Origin of the sequence: Tsuneonella flava (assembly GCF_002870965.1) — a bacterium.
Taxonomy (GTDB): domain Bacteria; phylum Pseudomonadota; class Alphaproteobacteria; order Sphingomonadales; family Sphingomonadaceae; genus Tsuneonella; species Tsuneonella flava.
Genome location: NZ_PHSO01000005.1, coordinates 325,447 through 344,492, shown reverse-complemented (window position 1 = coordinate 344,492; position 19,046 = coordinate 325,447). Strand labels below are relative to the sequence as shown.

13 protein-coding genes are annotated in these 19,046 nt (G+C 61.6%); 6 read left to right on the top strand and 7 right to left on the bottom strand.

The genetic code is table 11. The features are described from left to right. Positions 1-92 precede the first annotated feature (92 nt). Together acs and CV013_RS08695 are read left to right on the top strand one after the other, a co-directional pair. The gene (gene acs, locus CV013_RS08700) at positions 93-2,045 is read left to right on the top strand and encodes an acetate--CoA ligase (RefSeq protein WP_198591852.1); all 1,953 of its coding nucleotides are present in this window, start codon (positions 93-95) and stop codon (positions 2,043-2,045) included. Positions 2,046-2,049: 4 nt separating this feature from the next. After that, a complete protein-coding gene (locus CV013_RS08695; RefSeq protein ID WP_102154872.1) occupies positions 2,050-2,676 on the top strand; it encodes a response regulator transcription factor in 627 nt (208 codons plus the stop codon). A 178-nt stretch (positions 2,677-2,854) separates the two neighbouring features. Here CV013_RS08695 and CV013_RS08690 read toward each other — a convergent pair whose 3' ends face one another. The 6 genes from CV013_RS08690 to CV013_RS08665 all read right to left on the bottom strand — a co-directional run bounded on the left by CV013_RS08690 (position 2,855) and on the right by CV013_RS08665 (position 13,304). Beyond that, positions 2,855-6,211, bottom strand: a complete 3,357-nt coding sequence (locus tag CV013_RS08690; RefSeq protein WP_102154871.1) for a hybrid sensor histidine kinase/response regulator — start codon at positions 6,209-6,211, stop codon at positions 2,855-2,857. Positions 6,212-6,327: 116 nt separating this feature from the next. Continuing rightward, a complete protein-coding gene (locus tag CV013_RS08685) occupies positions 6,328-8,103 on the bottom strand; it encodes a sodium:solute symporter family protein (protein ID WP_102154870.1) in 1,776 nt (591 codons plus the stop codon). A gap of 10 nt (positions 8,104-8,113) precedes the next feature. Continuing rightward, positions 8,114-8,398: a DUF4212 domain-containing protein gene (locus CV013_RS08680; RefSeq protein ID WP_102154869.1), complete on the bottom strand. Its 285-nt coding sequence runs from the start codon at positions 8,396-8,398 to the stop codon at positions 8,114-8,116. A 138-nt stretch (positions 8,399-8,536) separates the two neighbouring features. Then, complete coding sequence (locus CV013_RS08675) at positions 8,537-9,226, bottom strand: exonuclease domain-containing protein (RefSeq protein ID WP_102154868.1); 690 nt, start codon at positions 9,224-9,226, stop codon at positions 8,537-8,539. A gap of 1 nt (position 9,227) precedes the next feature. Then, positions 9,228-11,120, bottom strand: a complete 1,893-nt coding sequence (locus tag CV013_RS08670; RefSeq protein WP_102154867.1) for a putative nucleotidyltransferase substrate binding domain-containing protein — start codon at positions 11,118-11,120, stop codon at positions 9,228-9,230. A 105-nt stretch (positions 11,121-11,225) separates the two neighbouring features. Then, entirely contained in the window at positions 11,226-13,304 is a 2,079-nt protein-coding gene (locus CV013_RS08665; protein WP_102154866.1) for a glycoside hydrolase family 97 protein, read from the bottom strand. 167 nt (positions 13,305-13,471) lie between these two features. Here CV013_RS08665 and CV013_RS08660 point away from each other — a divergent pair, with 167 nt between their 5' ends. From CV013_RS08660 to CV013_RS08645, 4 genes are all read left to right on the top strand, one after another. Then, positions 13,472-14,698, top strand: a complete 1,227-nt coding sequence (locus CV013_RS08660; RefSeq protein WP_102154865.1) for an MFS transporter — start codon at positions 13,472-13,474, stop codon at positions 14,696-14,698. A gap of 64 nt (positions 14,699-14,762) precedes the next feature. Next, positions 14,763-15,764 carry a LacI family DNA-binding transcriptional regulator gene (locus CV013_RS08655; protein ID WP_102154864.1) on the top strand — a complete coding sequence of 334 codons (1,002 nt, stop codon included), beginning with the start codon at positions 14,763-14,765 and terminating at the stop codon, positions 15,762-15,764. A gap of 86 nt (positions 15,765-15,850) precedes the next feature. Then, positions 15,851-16,615, top strand: a complete 765-nt coding sequence (locus CV013_RS08650; RefSeq protein ID WP_102154863.1) for a carboxylesterase family protein — start codon at positions 15,851-15,853, stop codon at positions 16,613-16,615. 12 nt (positions 16,616-16,627) lie between these two features. After that, the gene (locus CV013_RS08645) at positions 16,628-17,590 is read left to right on the top strand and encodes an endonuclease/exonuclease/phosphatase family protein (RefSeq protein WP_102154862.1); all 963 of its coding nucleotides are present in this window, start codon (positions 16,628-16,630) and stop codon (positions 17,588-17,590) included. Here CV013_RS08645 and CV013_RS08640 read toward each other — a convergent pair. Then, complete coding sequence (locus tag CV013_RS08640; RefSeq protein ID WP_102154861.1) at positions 17,556-19,043, bottom strand: glucoamylase family protein; 1,488 nt, start codon at positions 19,041-19,043, stop codon at positions 17,556-17,558. The genes CV013_RS08645 and CV013_RS08640 overlap by 35 nt on opposite strands. Positions 19,044-19,046 lie beyond the last annotated feature (3 nt).

Here is a 19,046-nt window from a genome sequence, read left to right as displayed (position 1 = left end):
ATACGATACTATTGCCGACCGTCCCCGATCAGCGAATCGGGAAACGCGATCAAGAAGATGAAAACGGGAGTTGGACAATGGCGGCAGACGTGATGACGCACGAAGACGTAGTGGCCCGGCCCGCTGCGGCGGCGCAAGGCACGAACTGCACACTGGCGGATTATCAGGCGATGTATGCCCGCTCCGTCGACGATCCCGATGGTTTCTGGGCCGAACAGGCCGCTCGCCTCGATTGGGTGAAAGGACCCACGAAAATCTCCGGCTGGTCGTTCGATCCGGTCAATATCAAATGGTTCGAAGATGGCGTGCTCAACATCTGCCACAACGCAGTGGACCGCCATGTCGATGCCGGTCACGGCGACCGCACCGCACTGATTTTCGAACCCGATAGCCCCGACAGCCCCGTCCGCACGATCACCTATGCCGAATTGCAGCGTGACGTGGCGAAAATGGCCAATACGTTCAAGAAACTGGGCATCGCCAAGGGGGATCGGGTCACGATCTACATGCCGATGATCCCCGAAGGGGCGATGGCCATGCTCGCCTGTGCCCGGATCGGCGCCATTCACTCCGTCGTGTTCGGCGGGTTCAGCCCCGATGCCATCGCGGGCCGGGTGGAAGATTGCGAAAGCGACTGGATCGTGACCGCTGACGAAGGGCTGCGCGGATCGAAGTCGATCCCGCTCAAGGCCAATGTCGATATCGCTTGCGAGAAAGCGCCGGTGAAGGGGGTGCTGGTGTTCCGCCACACCGGCGGCAATGTCGCCATGACCGAAGGGCGCGATCACTGGTATCACGACCTGTCGGATGGCGTGAACAGCGATTGCCCGTGCGAGCCGATGAATGCGGAAGATCCGCTGTTCATCCTCTATACCTCAGGCTCCACCGGCAAGCCCAAGGGCGTGGTCCACACCACCGGCGGCTATGCCGTGTGGACGGAAACCACCTTCCGCTATGTCTTCGACTATCGTCCGGGCGAGGTATTCTGGTGCACCGCCGATATCGGCTGGGTCACCGGGCACAGCTACATCGTCTATGGACCGCTGCAGAACGGTGCGACCGCGCTGATGTTCGAAGGGGTGCCCAACTATCCCGACCACGACCGGTTCTGGCAGGTGATCGACAAGCACAAGGTCAACGTGTTCTACACCGCGCCGACTGCGATCCGTGCGTTGATGCGCGAAGGGGAAAGCTATGTGCAGAAGCACGATCTTTCCAGTCTGCGCCTGCTTGGCAGTGTGGGCGAACCGATCAACCCGGAGGCGTGGCGCTGGTATCACGAACAGGTCGGCAAAGGCGCGATCCCGATTGTCGATACCTGGTGGCAGACCGAAACCGGCGGCATCATGATTACCACTCTGCCCGGCGCGCACGATATGAAGCCGGGCAGCGCAGGCAAGCCGTTCTTCGGCATATGCCCGCAACTGGTCGATAACGATGGCGAAGTGCTGGCCGACGAGACTATCGGCGGCGCGACCGAAGGCAACCTGTGCATCACCCGTAGCTGGCCGGGTCAGGCCCGCACTGTCTATGGCGATCACGAACGCTTTATCCAGACCTACTTCACTACCTATCGCGGCAAGTATTTCACCGGTGACGGCTGCCGCCGCGATGAAGACGGCTATTACTGGATCACCGGCCGGGTGGACGATGTCATCAACGTATCGGGCCACCGCATGGGCACCGCCGAAGTGGAAAGCGCGCTGGTGCTGCACGCCCTCGTTTCCGAAGCAGCGGTGGTGGGTTACCCGCACGACATCAAGGGGCAGGGCATCTACTGCTATGTCACCCTGAATGCAGACGAAGAGGCAAGCGACGAACTGACCGCCGAACTGCGCCAGTGGGTCCGCAAGGAAATCGGCCCGATTGCAACGCCCGACCATCTCCATTTCACCCCTGCCCTGCCGAAAACCCGCAGCGGCAAGATCATGCGCCGCATCCTGCGGAAAATCGCAGAAAACGACTATGGTTCGCTGGGCGATACCTCCACTCTGGCCGATCCCAGCCTTGTCGACGGGCTGATCGAAGGGCGCATGAATCGCTGATCCGATGGCCCGGCGGATCATCATTACAGACGATCATCCGCTGATGCGCGCAGCGATCCGCGCTTCGGTCGAGCGGGTCTGGCCCGATCACGATATCGTGGAAGTATCCGATGCTGCCTCTGCCCAGCGCGCCGTGATGGACGGGCAGGTGGAACTGGTCACGCTCGACCTGCATATGGCCGACAGCGCCGGACTGGGCCCGTTGCTCGATCTGCGGAAGAGCCATCCGGCGGTGCCGGTAGTGGTGATTTCCGCCAGTGACGATCCGCGGGTAATCTCCGGCGCACGTGAACTGGGGGCATCGGGCTTCATCCCCAAAACGGCATCGCTGGAAGAGATGACGGGCGCGCTCGCACTGGTGCAGAGCGGCGATCTCAGCTTCCCCGAAGTGGCAGATGAAAGCGACAGTGATGACGCCATCGTCCGCCTCGCCTCGCTGACCCCGGCGCAAACCCGCATTCTGCAGTTCGTGGCGCAAGGTCTGCTCAACAAACAGATCGCCTATGCAATGGACATCAGCGAAGCGACTGTGAAAGCGCACATCACCGCGATTTTCCGCCGTCTGGGTGTAACCAACCGAACGCAAGCGACGTTACTGGCAAAACACCTCGACACCTCCGGGGCGGTATAGCCCGCCATCGCCGCGACCTTGCGGAGCTCACCTCCCTGTCATCATTGCGAACGGAGTGAAGCAATCCGTCGCCTGACGGCTCCTCGCGATGACGAAGGGCGGGGGCATCGTGTGTCGAATTTTGAGGTGAGGTGAGGTGAGGTGAGGTGAGGTGAGGTGCGCTTTCGCCTGCCAGCCTCTACCGCACCAGTGAATTGACCAGCGCCCGCAATGTTGCCGGGCTGGCAGGCTTGATCATACGCTGGGCGCCGATGCGGGCAGCGGCCTGCTCGGTTTCCTCCGTTTCTTCCGCGGTCAGCAGGATCGCCGGTGGCAATTCGCCCCAGCGGGCCGCCAGAATCTCGCTCGCCACATCGCCGGTCAGCCCGTCGTCGAGGCGATAATCGAGCACGAGCAATGCCGGGCGAAAAGCCGGATCGACATCGTCGGGATGGTTCACAGCAACAACCGTGAAGCCCCACTTTCCCAGCAACGCGGCCATCGCCTCTCGGCTTGCGGGATCGTTGTCGATACACAGCACTGGCACACCCGCGCGCGCAGATGAAGCAGGGGGTATCTCCACTGGCTGCGCTTCGGGCTGAGCAGGCTCGGTCCGGTCGATACGGAAGGAAAAGCGGCTGCCACGCCCAGGCATACTGTTAAGCTGCACCACCGTGCCCAACATCGTGGCAATCCGCTGCACGATGGCAAGGCCAAGCCCCAGCCCATCGCCATCGCGATCCGGGTGCAGCCGGGTGAATTCATCGAAGATGCGATGCCGGTCCGCCGGATCGATACCCGGCCCGGTGTCCGCAACGACAATTTCCACTTTGCGCCCGCGCCGCAGCGCACCCACCAGCACTTTGCCGCTGTCGGTATAGCGCAGCGCATTGGTAACGAGGTTCTGCAGCACCGAAATGAACAGTCCGCGGTCGGTCTCCAGCCACAGGCCGGAAGGGATGACCCGCAGATCGAGCCCTTTGGCGCGCGATTGCACTTCGAATTCACTGGCGACATCGGCAAACGCCCGATCGAGCGAAAACCGCGTGCGCTTGAGCGTAACACTGCCACCATCGAGCCGCGAGATGTCGAGCAACGCCCGCAACAATCGGTCGGCAGTCAGGATCGAACGGTCGATCTGTTCCAGCAGCTGCCGGTCACGCGCCTGCGCTTCACCGTGATCCATCCGTTCCGCCAATGCCCCTGCGAACAGCCGTGCAGCGTTCATCGGCTGCACCAGATCGTGGCTGGCCGCCGCCAGAAAGCGGGTTTTCGAACGCGTCGCTGCCTCCAGCGCGGTATTGGCTTCGACCAACTGCTGTGTCCGCTCGTACACTTTGGCTTCCAGCGCCTGCTCCGCCACGCGGTCGGCAGTGATGTCGGTGTAGGTCGTGACATAGCCGCCGCTCGGCGCGGCATTGCCCAGCACGCGTAATACCCGTCCGTCGGGCAGCACACGCTCTGTGCTATGCCGCTTGCCAGCGCGCAGATGCGCCAGTCGCTTGGCGATCTCCCCTTCGATGGAAGACGGATCGAACCCCAGAACGCGCATGTTATACCGCAACAGATCGGCAATCGGCCTGCCCGGCTCCACCAGATCGGCAGGGTAGTGGAACATCTCGACATAGCGTGTATTCCACGCCACCAGTCGCAATTCGTCATCGACCACCGATATGCCCTGATCGATGTTCTCGATGGCGATCTGCAACAGCCCTGCACCGAACTGCAACCGCTGCGACGTTTCGTCGAACATCGCCACTACCCGCTCCAGAGCGACGGGATCGCCTTCGATGGTCGACTGTATCAGCGCCTTGGCCGACGATGCGCCCAGGATCGCACTGATCAGCCGCTCGCTCTTGTCCGCCAAAGCCCCGTCGGCACGGTCGGTGTCGCGATAGGGGCGCCCGGTTTCCAGTCGCAGCGCATTGAGTGCTTCGCGTGCCTGCCGCTCGCCCAGAAACTGGCTCAGCAGCAGGCGGAAATCGGCCACTTGCGCGCGGGTATCGATCAGATCGGGTGAGGCGCTTGCTCCATCGCGTTCAATAAACGCCATCGCCTGCACCCGGTCGACCAGACTATCTTCCCCGGCGAGCGAGAACACCACAAACAACAGCAGGTTGATCGTCAGACTGATAACCGTGCCGGACACCAGAGGATCGTCGGTTATGCGGATCGATACCAGTTCCGGCCCGAACACCGGCAGTGCCAGCAATAACAGCCAGGCGATACACCCACCGGCCAGTCCGGCGATCATCCCGGTCTTGTTGGCTCCGCGCCAGAAAAACCCCAGCAACAAACCGGGCGCGAATTGCGCCGCACCGGCAAATGCAATCTCCCCCAATCCGGCCAGCGTGGCATCGTTCGCTGCACGGCCGTAGAGCCAGGCAGTCGCCAGCAGTACGATAATCGACGCCCGGCGGATCGGGATCAGCTTGCTGCCAATATCGCGGACATCGCCGGGCTGACGCAGCCGATCCCCGAAAAATGTCGGCACGATCAGATCGTTGGTCACCATGCCCGACAGGGCAATGCTGGTGACGACGACCATCCCGGTCGATGCCGAAAACCCGCCGATAAATGCCAGCAGTCCCAGCGTGTGCGCGTCGAAAGCAAGCGGCAGATCGATCATCAGCATGTCGGCGCTGGCTGTATGATCCATCAGCATCCGCCCGGCGAGCACCACCGGCACGACTGCAAGGCAAATCAGCGCCAGATATGTCGGAAACAGCCAGCGCATCGCGCCCTGCATCCGGTCCGCCCGCGCCTCCACCACCAGCATATGAAACTGTCGGGGAAGGCACAGAACCGCCATCGCCCCCAGGAATGTCAGTACGATAAACCGGCTGTCGATCTGAGAGAGAGAGAACTGCTGGTTTGCCGCATCGGCAATTGCCCCAGCGGAAACGTTACCCGCGAGCATGGCGATCGCGAAAATCGCTACCGCTGCGATGGCGATGAATTTAACAACCGCTTCCATCGCGATTGCCAGCACCATCCCGCGGTTGTGTTGTGTCAGGTCGAGCCGCTCGGTGCCGAACAGCACCGCGAATGCTGCCATGCTGCCAGCAACGGCCAGTCCGGTTCCCCCGTCAGAGAGATAAGCATCGATACCCGGCGACAATGCGGCGAGCGTCTGGCTGACCGATTTCAACTGCAACGCCATGTAGGGCACTGCCCCGAACAGCGCAGTCATCGTCACCAATGCAGCGACCCAACTGCTTTTGCCGTATCGTGCCGACAGAAAATCCGCGATCGACGTCGAATGTTGCGCTTTGCCCACTTGCAACACCCGCTCTACGAAGCGGGGAAACAGCGCGAACATAATGATCGGGCCGAGATAAATCGGCAGGAATTGCAGCCCCGCAGACACCGCAGTGCCGACTGCGCCGAAGAATGTCCAGCTCGTGCAATATACCGCCAGCGCCAGCCCGAACACAAAGCGGGTGTGGCGATCCGCGAAGCGCGACAGCGATGGCCAGTCGGCGGCATGGGCCAGCCAGAACAGCGTTGCCGCATAGAGCGCGGCGACGATAACCGGAACGTACCACCCCATCATCGGCTGTGCAGCCCCTCTCCCTTCGGCAAACAGCCTAGCGGGAAAGGGCAACGGGGGCGACAGTTTCCTGCCGCCCCCGCCAATACCTGCCCGGTGTAACCCGAAGCTTCGCCAAATCAGTGAGCGTGTGCATCCCCTGCGCCGCGCGGAACACGGATCGATTCGACCAGCGCATCGATTTCCGCAGGCGGTGGAGCGGTCATCTTCGCCACGACCAGCGCGACCGCGAAGTTGAGCACCATGCCGATTACACCGATCCCTTCCGGTGAAATGCCCAGCAGCCAGTTTTCAGCCACATTGGCATCGGGATTCATCAGCTTGAAATATGCGATGTAGCTGAATGTGAACACCAGGCCGGTGAGCATCCCGGCGATCGCGCCTTCCTTGTTCATCCCCTTGGTGAAAATCCCCATGAAGATCGCCGGGAACAGCGAAGCCGCTGCCAGCCCGAACGCAAAGGCAACCACCTGCGCCACCCATCCCGGAGGATAGATGCCGAGAACGCCCGCGACGACAATCGCCGCTGTCGCCGCCACACGTGCAGCCAGCAGTTCACCCTTTTCCGAAATATCGGGTTTGAAGGTCTTCTTCAGCAAATCGTGTGCCACAGCGGTGGAAATCACCAGCAACAGCCCCGCCGCAGTGGACAGTGCCGCAGCCAGACCGCCCGCCGCCACCAGTGCAATCACCCAGCCGGGAAGCTTGGCGATTTCCGGGTTGGCGAGGACCATGATGTCTTTATCGACATAGACTTCGTTGCCGTTTTCGCTGTCGATTTCATTGGTCAGCAGACGCTGTCCATTCGGGCCGGTGCCATCCGCGAACTCGGGTGCGCCTTTGAACGGATCGCCCTTCTCGATTTCCATCTTGCCATCGGCGTTCTTGTCGACCCACGCGATCAGGCCGTTCTTCTCCCAGTTCTTGAACCAGCCGGGGGCCTGTTCGTAGCTGGTGTTGTTGACTTCGCTGTTGAAGTTCAGCCGCGCAAATGCCGCCACAGCCGGGGCCGTGGTGTAAAGCAGCGCGATGAAAACCAGCGCCCACCCTGCCGATTTGCGCGCGTCCGATGCCTTGGGCACAGTGAAGAAACGCACGATCACATGCGGCAGGCCGGCTGTGCCGACCATCAGCGCGGCCGTAATGCAGAAGACGTCGATCATCGACTTGCTGCCATCGGTGTAGGGGCCGAAGCCCATCAGCTGCAGCGACTGGTCCAGCTTCTGCAGGACATACATCCCCGAACCGTCGTTCACCATCGAACCGAGGCCGAGTTGCGGCACCGGATTGCCGGTGATGAGGATCGAAATGAAGATCGCCGGAACCATGTAGGCAAAGATCAGCACACAGTATTGCGCCACCTGCGTATAGGTGATCCCCTTCATCCCGCCGAGCACGGCGTAGAAGAAGACGATGCACATCCCGATGATAACACCCAGTTCGATATCGACATCGAGAAACCGGCTGAACACGATACCAACGCCGCGCATCTGCCCGGCGATATATGTGAAGCTGATGAAAATCAGACAGATAACCGCCACTGTCCGGGCAACTTTGGAATAATAGCGGGTGCCGATGAAATCGGGCACAGTGAACTGGCCGAATTTTCGCAGATAGGGCGCCAGCAACAGCGCCAGCATCACATATCCGCCGGTCCAGCCCATCAGATAGACCGAACCGTCATAGCCCATGAAGGCGATCAACCCGGCCATCGAAATGAAGCTAGCCGCGCTCATCCAGTCGGCGGCAGTCGCCATACCGTTTGCAATCGGGTGGACACCGCCACCGGCGACATAGAATTCCTTGGTCGAACCGGCCCGCGTCCAGATGGCGATGCCGATATACAGCGCGAAACTGAGCCCGACGAAGAGATAGATCAGTGCTTGCGTAGACATGCGCCCCTCCTCAATCGTCGAGATCGTATTTGCGTTCGATCCGTTTCATCTTCCACGTGTAGAAGAAGACCAGCGCCATGAAGACGTAGATCGAACCCTGTTGCGCGAACCAGAAACCCAGCGGGAAACCGCCAATGTGGAACTGATCGAGGAACGGACGGAACAGGATCCCGGCGCCAAACGACACCAGAAACCAGATAGCCATCAGTAATACGAGCAGGCGGATATTTTCCCGCCAGTATGCACCCGCCGCGCCATTATCGGCGGGTGCGACCTTGGATTCGTCGTCGGACATGAGCGTCCTCCCCCTTAAGCTGTTATTTCTGCCGTGGCTTTCCCACGATCAGCTTGCAGCCTAGGGCACGATTGTTCGTTTGGTAGCGCGACTTTGGTCTAATGTTGCGACAGGTTGAAGGCTGCCGGGCGATCCCGATTATCGCCGCAACAATTCGGCCAGCGAAGGCGGCGAACCGGACTTATGGGCAACTTGCGCCAGCAACAATTCGCCGCACGCCAGCGCATCGCCAACCCCATCATGCGCTGCATAATGCGGCAACCCGTAACGCGCGCGCAGCGCCCCCAGACGCACGATCTCGCCCGGCTTTCCGCCGAACCAGCGTTGCTGCAATTGCATCGTGCAAACGAATGGAGCGACAAATGGTCCGCCAAATACACGGCGACAGGCCCGGTCGAGAAACTCCGCCTCGATCTGCGCGAAATGGGCCACCAGCACTCGTCTGGCAAGGAGAGGGAGCAATTGCGCGAGCGCGTCATCCTCTCTCAGCGCCTCAGCCGCGGCATCATCGGTGATCCCGTGGATCGCCACACTGGCAGGCGACAATGCCTGTATCGGGCGAAATCGGGTGCGCTTCGCCTCTCCAACCTGCAATCGCCCCTGTACCAGAGGCACCGTCCCCGCTTCCAGAATAGCATCGCGCTGCGGGGTCAGGCCATCGGTTTCCAGATCGACGCACACCAGTTCGGCATCGCTGAACGCAGTGTAGAGCCTGGGCGACCCTGCGGCATAATAGTCTGCCAGCGGCCCTGCCGGGGCCTGCGATGCAGCTCTGGCAAACGCCCGTTCGAACCTTCGACGCGGATCGGCGAACCACAGCGGTGCCATGTCAGGTCAGGCCACCGGCGAAATCGCTCCGCAATTTGTCGAGCTGAGCGCGGATCAGGCGGAACGCATCGCGCAAGTGTTCGCGATCGAACCGCGACAATTCGCGCGGAGGCAACAAGTTCGAAAGAGGCTCGCCGCGCGCCCGCTGCCCTGCCTGATGGCGGAAGCGCACATCGCACAGGAATTCGAACCCGGCCGCAAGATCGCGCGCAGCTTCGGGGTGGAGGCCGCCCGCCGCGGCGGCCGCATCCAGTCGCTCCAGTGTCCCGGTCGCGGGGATCGCTCGGGCAAGAGCATGGCATCGGGCAATATCGACGATTGGCGCGATCGCCTGTCGCTTAAGATCAAGCACGTCGCCTTCATCCGCATCATGATGCAACAGGAAATTGCGGAAGAACCCCAGTGGCACTGCCGTAGAAGCCGCCGCCCGCGCCATAAACGACAGGAATATCCGATTATCGCGCGCCTGCGCGAACACGCCTTCGCGCAACTGCTTAACCAGCTCCTCTTCTCCCGCCAGCGGACGCATGTCGAAGAAGATTGCGCTGTCGAGCACTGCCTGCGGATCGGGCGTGGCGATCCAGTGGCCAAACCGGGATTGCCACCCTGCCAGATCGCGTCGGCAATCGGGGTTAGTGGCCATGATATCGCCCTTGCAGTAGGCATATCCTGCGGCTGCCAGCCCATCGCTCAGCCGTTTGGCCAGCGCTGCGAAATAACTGTTGTGCCGGGCCTCGTCATACCCTTCGCCCAGCACGAAGCCATTATCCTGGTCCGAACCCAACCCCTGTTCATATCGGGCGAGCGAGCCGAAACACACCAGTGCGAACGGCACCGGCGGCGGGCCCAGTTCTGTCTGTGCCAGTTCGAGCAAACGGCAATGGGCAGACCCGCCGATGGCGCTGGCATAGTGCGTCACATGGCTGGCATCGACGCCCGCCGATACCAGTGCAGAGACGGCATCGGGCAGCCGGGCAGTCGCCGTCGCCAGTTCCTGAGCGCTGGCAGATCGCTCGATCTCCGCCGGAATGCGGAGCGAATGCGCCCCCAGCTGGCCGAGCACGTCGCTGGCGGAAATCACCGCCACCAGCGCGCCCGATGCATCGATCACCGGCAAGTGATGAATATGCCGCCGCGTCATTTCGAGCAGTGCAGTCATCGCTGTATCGTTCAGGCCGATAGTAATCGGATCGGGGGTCATAATCGCACGAACAGGTGTCGCCAGATCGAGCTGGACCGCCAGCACTCGCCGCCGCAAGTCCTTGTCGGTCACGATTCCGAGCAGGCGCCCGTCTTCACACAGCGGCAGAGTCGAAACATCCTCGCGCGCCATCAGCGCCGCGGCTTCCCCAACCGACAACGCAGGGTCGCCCGATACGGCGGGGCGGCCTGACAGAAAACTGCCGATTGTCGCATAGATCGCCAGACCGCTTTCGTCCCCCGCCACCGGCCCATCCCCTTCCATCCGCGCAACTGCCCGGCGGAGGCGAGCCGATTCGTCGATGTCGAAGAACTTGCGGAAATCCGCACACCGCTCGCGCAGCACATGAAATGTCGCGCCCGGCAGGCGATAAAGCAGGCAGTCCTCTATCGCAGTCGCGGTGTTCTGCGCCGGGCCGCGCCGGATGAGCGAGGGATAGCCGAAACAGTCGCGCTCCCCCAATCGGGCGGAAAGCTGTGTGCCGCCCAGCATCAGTTCGACCGCGCCAGAGCGAATCAGCGAAAGCCGGTCGTTCGCATCCCCTGCATCCGTAATGACCGTGCCGCGCCGGAAGTAAGCAACCTCAATCCCCTTCTCGACTACCCGACGATGGTCGTCGTCGAGCGAAGCGAAGGGCTCTGTCGATTGCAGGAACGCGAGCACATCCCGCACTTCGGCGCTTTCATCTCCCATCCCGGCATGATTGCCCGATAATGCTACAAGGTCCAGTTGGCGAATGGTCTGATATCCGCCGCCTGCGCCAATTACGCTCAACCGAGATCAGAGTCGGGCTGAAGACTACTTCTTGCTGCGTCCGAGCGGAGTGAGTGACAACGCAAAGCCGCCCCCGCTCTTCATCGTCAGATCGAGAACATCTGCCGACGATACGGTCCGCTTTTCCCTTATCATCGCGAAGCGATCACCGTCGATCCCGCCATCCGAACCGTCGCGCCAGATCTCTGCACGATAGCGCCCCGGCGCGAGGAATGAGAGATCGAGCGAGACAGTGCGCGCAGCATCGTCGGTGATCCCGCCGATCCACCAGTCGCGGTCTCCGCGCCGCTGGCGCGCAACAACCGCATATTCACCGATGGCCCCCTGCAACACTTTCGTCTGTTCCCAATCGACCGGAACCCGTTCGATGAACGCCAGTGCATCGGGGTGTCTGGCGTAATTTTCTGGCAGATCGGCCGCCATCTGAATCGGGGAGTAGATCGCGACATAGTCTGCCAGTTGCCGGGCCAGCGTGTTGGGGATCGGCCGACTGTCGCGCCCTTCGAGGCTGACGATACCGGGGGTCAGGTCGAACGGGCCCGACAGCATCCGGGTGAACAACAGAGTCGGTTCATGGCTGGGCGGGTTCGGCGGATCGCCCCACGCGTTATACTCCGTGCCCCGCGCACCTTCGCGGCTGACAAGGTTGGGATATGTCCGGCGCATCCCGGTGTCCTTGATCGGTTCGTGCGCGTTGATCGCTATGTGATGGCGGGCTGCCGCAATCGCCACGTCCTCGTGATGGCGGGCCATGTATTGCCCATCGTGCCATTCCCACTGTTCCGTGCCGTCGGGATCTTCGCGCAGCACGCCCCCGGCATCGGCAACATAGCCGGTCTTTACCGCATGAATCCCATGCCGCTCGTAATAGGCAAGCGCCTGTTCCAGATTGCGTTCGTACAGCCCTGCATTGCCTGCCGTTTCATGATGCCCCATGATCTCCACACCCTTGCTGCGGGCGCAGGCCGACACGCGATCCATGTCGAAATCGGGATAGGCCGTGGCGAATTTGAAATTGCGCCCGCTATCGCTCCACCATCCTTCGTTCCAGCCTTCGACCAGCACCGACTTGAAGCCGTGGGCAGCGGCAAAATCGATGTAGCGCATCGCATGTTCGGTCGTCGCACCGTGCTTCGGCCCGGCGTTCCAGCTCCATTTATCGAGGTGCATGGCCCACCAGATGCCGACGTATTTGTGCGGCTTCACCCAACTGACATCGCCCAGCCGGTTGGGTTCGTTGAGGTTCAGGATAATGTCCGCTGCGGCATAGAGGCCGGGCGCATCGCCTGCGATCAGGATCGTACGCCAGGGCGTGTTGAACGGGGCGGTGCGGCGCACCTTCCACGGCTGCGAAGACGGGGCCAGCCGCGTGCGGAACCGCTGCCCGTCGATCCTTTGCAGCCAGAACGCGCTGTAATCCGACAAGGCCGCTTCGTGGATGGCAATATGCAGCCCGTCGTCGCGGCGAAAGGTAATCGGCGTATGTGCCGTGCCCACCTGATCGGCAGGGGTGTGATTATACAGATATTCGTAGCGGTTTGCCTCCCCGCCGGGAATCCACCAAGCGTCGGCTTTCCCGGCCAGATTGAATTCTGTCAGCTCTTCATCGATCCGCACATCGCTCAACTGGCTTTGCTGCGGGAATACAAAGCGGAAGCCCACGCCATTGTCGAACACCCGCACGACCAGATCGATCGTTCGCCGGGTTTTGCCCTGCTCGGTAATCGGCACACGCATTTCGTTGTGCCGATCGACTACGAAGCGGCTTTCCCCCCACGGCTGTTCCCACCGTTCGGAGTTGCTGGAACGGACCGGCTCGCCCAGAGTCATGCCATGCTGCCATTTGCCCGCACCACGCAGCATGAAACCGAGGCTTGATGGATCGATCACCGGCTTGCCATCGCGCGTCACCGCATAGACCGGCACTTGTTCCCGTGTAGAAAGCACGAAACACAGGCGCCCGTTAGGGGAGCATTCCCGATAAGATGGACCGTCTGCCGCGCGCAGCATAGCCGGGCGGGCCAGCATCAACATGGCCAGTGCCACAGCGAGAACCGTCAGATATCGGTGCGGCAGGCGACCGGTTGAATTTACTGCGAACATCGTCTTTTCAGGCTCCCTCTGGCATGGGATAGTGGCGGACTTACCGGGATCATGCAACCGGTTACATTTTCAGGCGTGGCCTGAGGCTCAGGCGGGGAGAGTATAGGGATGGACAGGCAGCGAAGGCCGCACCGACCCGGTGTGCTAACTGCGAAAGCGGCGCATCTGTGAACGGCCTTCACGACGATCGGCCCCCTCGCGGCCGTGGCGCACAATCGACGCGATTCCTCGTGCTCTATGCTCTGGCCGCTGCCGGCGGTGCGACTTCCTATGCACCGTTTCTTTCGATCCTACTGCCTCTGCAAGTCAACGCACAGTGGGGGGCAGAAGGGGTTCGCGTCCTGTCCTATTGCGCTTTTACCGGTGCAGTAGCGGCCAGCATATCGAATATCGTCGTAGGCTGGCTGAGCGACCTGACCGGTTCGCGCCAGGGATGGATTGTCGGTGGCCTGATTTTGTCGAGCGTGCTGCTACTTTCGATGCGCTTTGCCGAAAATGTGCCGACGTTGCTGGCGATGATCGTCGTATGGCAGATTGGACTGAACATGATGCTCAACCCGCTGATGGCGATGGCAGGGGATCATATCCCGGACGAACAGAAGGGGATGTTGGGCGGAATGCTGGCGCTCTCACCCGCCGTTGGCGCGCTGGTCGGAGCGCTGGTGACAATCCCCGGTTTTGCCGATGCGGGAATGCGCGCAACGCTGATTGCTGCCATAACCGCGCTATTGATCGTTCCACTGCTTGCCTTTGGCCGACCGGTCGCAATCCCGGCATTGGTTACCCCTGTTGCTGCCGATACGGCATCGGGCACTTTGCCTCCCCTGATCACCGGACACGCCGTGCGCCGGATGTGGCTGTCTCGTTTGTTGATACAGATCGGTGAAGCAACCATGTTCGCCTTCCTGCTTATGTGGTTTATTTCGCTGGACCACACGCTGACCGAGAGCTTCACTGCCCGCCTGTTCACTGTCGTGCTGTTCGCTGCTGTCCCGCTGGCGATGGCGGTCGGTCAGTGGTCGGATCGTGCAGGGAAACCGTTCATGCCGCTGGTTATTCTTTCGGGCATTGCCGCTTGCGGAATGCTGACCATTGCGCTGTCGACCACACCGACAGGCGGAGCGATCGGATATGTCATTTTCGGACTGTCGGCAGGGGTGTTTCTTGCGCTTCATTCCGGGCAAACGCTCCGCATCCTGCCGCGACCGCAGACGCGGGGCCGGGACCTCGGCCTCTTCAACCTCACCAACACTGTACCTTCGCTCATTATGCCCTGGCTGACGCTGGCGCTGGTGCCATTGTTCGGGTTCGGGACGCTGTTCATGATACTGGCCGGTCTGTGCGCCATCGCATGCGTTCTTTTGGGGACGATACAGGGCAAGGCCACAGCATGATCTTCATTCGCAGCATGGGTGGATTTGACACCCATTTCAGTTACAAGTCGGAAATGGCTGGGGCATGGTAACAATCAGAGAGGTGGCGAAAGCCGCCGGAGTATCGGTAGCGACGGCATCGCGGGCGCTTAACGGTCTGTCGATCGTGACCGCCGAAACACGCGCCAAGATCGAAGCCGCCGCGGCAGAGCTCAACTATGTCCCGCACAGCGGTGCCCGCAGCCTGACGCGGCGCAAGACCGATGCCATCGGTGTGATCCTGCCCGATCTGTTCGGAGAGTTCTTTTCCGAGATGATCCGCGGCATCGATATGGCAGTGCATGGCGCGGGCAAGCACCTGCTGCTGGGCAACATGCATGGCAGCACGGAAGAAACCGTGCTGGCTATCAAATCGATGCGCGGCCGGGTCGACGGTTTGCTGGTGATGCCGCCCAATTCGCGGGCGGAATCGCTGGGGGATGCAGCCACCTGGCAAATCCCCACCGTTCTGCTCAACGCTCAGCCACAAAACGGCGATATCCCGTTCGTATCGGTCGATAACTATTCCGGGGCGCGGATGGTTACCGAACACCTGATCGATCGGGGCGCGCGCAAGATCGTGCATATTTCCGGCCCTGCCAGCAACCGCGACGCGAGCGAGCGGATGCAGGGATATCGCGACATCCTGCGCGAGCGACTGGGCGATACCCATCCGATCATTTTGCCCGGCAACTTCCGCGAAGATGCCGGGCGCAATGCCGCGCAATTGTTGCTCAATCGCGACTTTGAATTCGACGCGGTGTTCGCCGCGAACGACATGATGGCGGTCGACCTGATGGCTGAGTTGACTCGCGCGGGAGTGCGCGTTGGGCACGATGTACTGGTGGCCGGGTTCGACGATATTCCACTGGCGCGTTACATATCGCCCCAGCTGACAACCGTGCATTCGGATATCACCCGCCTGGGATCGTCCGCCGCAATGATGCTGTTGCGTCTGCTGAGCGGGGAAGCGCTGGGCGCGGATGCCGGGATAACCATTTCCCCCACACTCGCCGTTCGTGCGTCCACCACAGGCGCATCGGGTTAGCCCGATGCGAATGCGAAGTGCCGGATACAACGGCTTGTGTCGATTTATGTAACCGATTACATTGGCCGTTCAGGAGAGGATTTGTAATGAACATCGCCATCCCCAAAATACTGCTCGCCTGCGTCTCAGCCGTCCTGCTGTCGGCATGTGTCACTCCGCAATCGCGTGCTGCCGAGCCGCTGGCGGTCGGCCAGCATCCGCAACCGGCGATCGAGGCGGATGGGTATCCGTATCAGTTATTCCTCCCCGCCGGGGCCACACCCGCAGCGGCGAAGGACACCGGCCAGACATTCCCACTGTTAATCTTCCTGCACGGATCGGGGGAGCGCGGAGACGATATCGCGCGGGTCAAAGTCCACGGCCCACCCAAAGTGGCCGATGCCGACCCCAATTTCCCATTCATCCTCGTCTCGCCTCTGCTGCCTGCGGAACAGGATTGGGATATCGCCAAGCTCGACCATATCGTGGATCGCATCGTTGCCACTCTGCCGATCGATCGCAGCCGCATTTATCTGACCGGTTTGAGCCGGGGCGGACACGCCACCTGGCGCTGGGCCGCGGCAGAGCCGAACCGCTTCGCGGCGATTGCTCCGGTTGCCGGGCGCGGCGATACGACCACCGCCTGCGCGCTGCGGAACCTGCCCGTCTGGGCATTCCACGGGGATCGCGACGATGTGGTGTCGCCGGAAGGCAGCTTTGCCATGTCGCGCGCGATCCGCGCTTGCGGCGGGCGCATCTCGCGACTGACGATTTACCCGGATCTGGGTCACAATGCATGGGATCCTGCCTATGCCGACCCCGCGCTCTATCTGTGGTTGCTGTCACACCGCCTGAACGTCCCTGTCAAATAAGGGGCTGCGGGCGTGCTGCGCGGTGTCCTCACGCTTGCTTTCGCCACATTGCTGGCGGCTTGCGTCACCACACCGCACGGCGACACTGGTGCGCCCGGCGAAATCCGGGCGATGACCTATAACATCCGTCTGGACCTTGCATCGGACGGGGCCAATGCCTGGCCTCACCGTTCGGACATGGTGGCGGCGGTGATCCGGCGTGAGGCCCCCGACATTATCGGAATGCAGGAGGTCCTGCTGCATCAGAAACACGGCCTGCAAACCGCTCTGCCAGACTACACATTGATCGGCGTGGGCCGCGACGATGGAGTGGATGCCGGGGAGTTCTCTCCGCTCGGCTGGCGGCGCGACCGGTTTGAGGCCATCGATACGGGCTCGTTCTGGCTCTCCCCCACACCCACAGCGCCCGGTAAAGGGTGGGACGCGGCCTATCCCCGCGTCGCGACATGGGCCGTGCTGCGCGACCGGCGGAGCGGACAGCGCATCCGCGTGCTCAACACGCACTTCGACCATGTCGGCACCATTGCCCGCGACCGTAGCGCCCATATGATCGCGGACTGGGTCGCGCAGGTCGGATACGCCAATATGCCAACACTGGTGATGGGCGATTTCAACGCCGGACTATCCAGCGCGCCGATGGCTATCCTGACAGGCGCGAACACGGTGCGTTTGCGCGATTCACGCAATGCTAGCGAAAGCGCTCCATACGGGCCGCCGGGGACATTCACCGGTTTCCATATCGATGCAGGCGACGCCGAAGCGATCGACCATATCCTCGTGTCGCCTACTGTCCGGGTGCTGCGTTATGCAGTGATTACACAGCACTGGGCAGGGCGTCTGCCGTCCGATCACTATCCGGTCGTCGCCGATCTCAGGATCGGCGGCAGAGCGACTGACAGGGCACTGGCCCGGCCAGCAGCTCTGCCACAGCCAGACAGGCTCAATCCGCCGGCTTGTCCAACCAGCCGCCCTTGAACCCCAACCGCTCCAGACCGCGACGGATATGCGGATTTTTCCGCATGGTTTTCCAGACCAGACCACTGCGATGGTTTTCCATCATCGCCAGGATCGGACCCTGATCGATACCGAGATAATCGTTGGCTACCCAGCCCAGTTTCGGATCGGTCTGCCCGGTGGTGGAACCAGCTTCGACGAAGGTGAAGCTGGGATTGATCGCGTCCTTGAACCCATAGCGGGTGTACAGCCGATCCCCGTACTTGTCCTTCATCGCCATCAGCGCCGGAATGGCGACTTCAGGGGCAAAGGCGACTGACCCGCCTGCCGCTGTCGGAACGATTGTGCCATCGTCGATCACCCGGATCGCGCTGACGCCGCGCGCCGAATAGGTCAGGAAATCGCGCGGCTTACCATTCACCGAATATTCGCCGCGCGAGTATTTCGGGCCATCCGACGCGGTCCAGCCCCAGATATCGCCGCTGTAATCCTTCCAGTCGTTGGGATTATCCGCGCCATATGCCCGCTGGCTCAACGTGGCGAGGCGGCTGTTGCGGAAATAGTCGCTGCCTTTCCCGCGCATAAAGTCGTCCTGAATGCCGCGAAAATCGACCCACACGTGGCTGTATTGGTGGCCGAACATCGGTTCGAACTGGAGGTGTTCGTATCCGTAGAACGTGCCCCAGTCGTCATTTAGCTTCTTCGCCCAGCCCTGATCCCACGCATCCCTGCCGACCGGGTGTGTCGGGGAACCGAGTGCCAGAACATAGACCAGCATACCTTCATTGTAGCCGATCCAGTCGGCCCGCTCCCAGCCATCCTCGGGCTTCCACCCCATCGTGATGCCGTGGGAATCGGGCAGGTTGATCGCCTGCGTGCCGGTGGTGTTGCGCTGCGCCCAGTCCCATTCGACCCGGCGATAGATCTTTTCCGCCAGATCGCGAATTTCCGCCTCTACCGGGTTGTCGCGGTCGTAATAGCTTTGCGCGAACAGCGCACCGCCCAGAAACAGCGTCGTATCGACAGTCGACAGTTCGTTGGTCTTGTACCGTGTGCCATCGTCATAGCGCAGGAAGTGGTAGAAGAAGCCTTTGTAGCCTGTCTTGCCCGAAGCCTCCGGCCCTTGCGGGGCATTCCAGTAAAACGCCAGACAGTCGCGCGTACGCTCGGCCGCCTGCTCACGCGTGACATATCCGCGCTCGGCGCCGATCCCATAAGCGGTCAGCGCAAATCCCGTCGCAGCAATCGACGAAAACGTGCGGCTCGGCCACCGATCGGGCGCGAGGCAGCGTTCGGTATCCGTGGTATCCCAGAAATAGCGGAAAGTGCGCTGCGTCAGCTCTTCCGAAAATGCCTCCACCGCCTGTGGCGATGCCTGCGCCGGTTCAACCGGAGCAGGCGAGGGGGCGGGAATGGTAGCGCACGAGGCCAGCAAGATGGCACAGGCAAGCGTAGCGAAGGCGGCAGGCTTCATGGC

Bases quoted from the DNA above. Each gene is read 5' to 3' on its own strand.
- acs (WP_198591852.1), top strand. From the start codon at position 93: ATGACGCACGAAGACGTAGTGGCCCGGCCCGCTGCGGCGGCGCAAGGC.
- CV013_RS08695 (WP_102154872.1), top strand. From the start codon at position 2,050: ATGGCCCGGCGGATCATCATTACAGACGATCATCCGCTGATGCGCGCA.
- CV013_RS08690 (WP_102154871.1), bottom strand. From the start codon at position 6,211: ATGATGGGGTGGTACGTTCCGGTTATCGTCGCCGCGCTCTATGCGGCA.
- CV013_RS08685 (WP_102154870.1), bottom strand. From the start codon at position 8,103: ATGTCTACGCAAGCACTGATCTATCTCTTCGTCGGGCTCAGTTTCGCG.
- CV013_RS08680 (WP_102154869.1), bottom strand. From the start codon at position 8,398: ATGTCCGACGACGAATCCAAGGTCGCACCCGCCGATAATGGCGCGGCG.
- CV013_RS08675 (WP_102154868.1), bottom strand. From the start codon at position 9,226: ATGGCACCGCTGTGGTTCGCCGATCCGCGTCGAAGGTTCGAACGGGCG.
- CV013_RS08670 (WP_102154867.1), bottom strand. From the start codon at position 11,120: ATGGGAGATGAAAGCGCCGAAGTGCGGGATGTGCTCGCGTTCCTGCAA.
- CV013_RS08665 (WP_102154866.1), bottom strand. From the start codon at position 13,304: ATGTTCGCAGTAAATTCAACCGGTCGCCTGCCGCACCGATATCTGACG.
- CV013_RS08655 (WP_102154864.1), top strand. From the start codon at position 14,763: ATGGTAACAATCAGAGAGGTGGCGAAAGCCGCCGGAGTATCGGTAGCG.
- CV013_RS08650 (WP_102154863.1), top strand. From the start codon at position 15,851: ATGAACATCGCCATCCCCAAAATACTGCTCGCCTGCGTCTCAGCCGTC.
- CV013_RS08640 (WP_102154861.1), bottom strand. From the start codon at position 19,043: ATGAAGCCTGCCGCCTTCGCTACGCTTGCCTGTGCCATCTTGCTGGCC.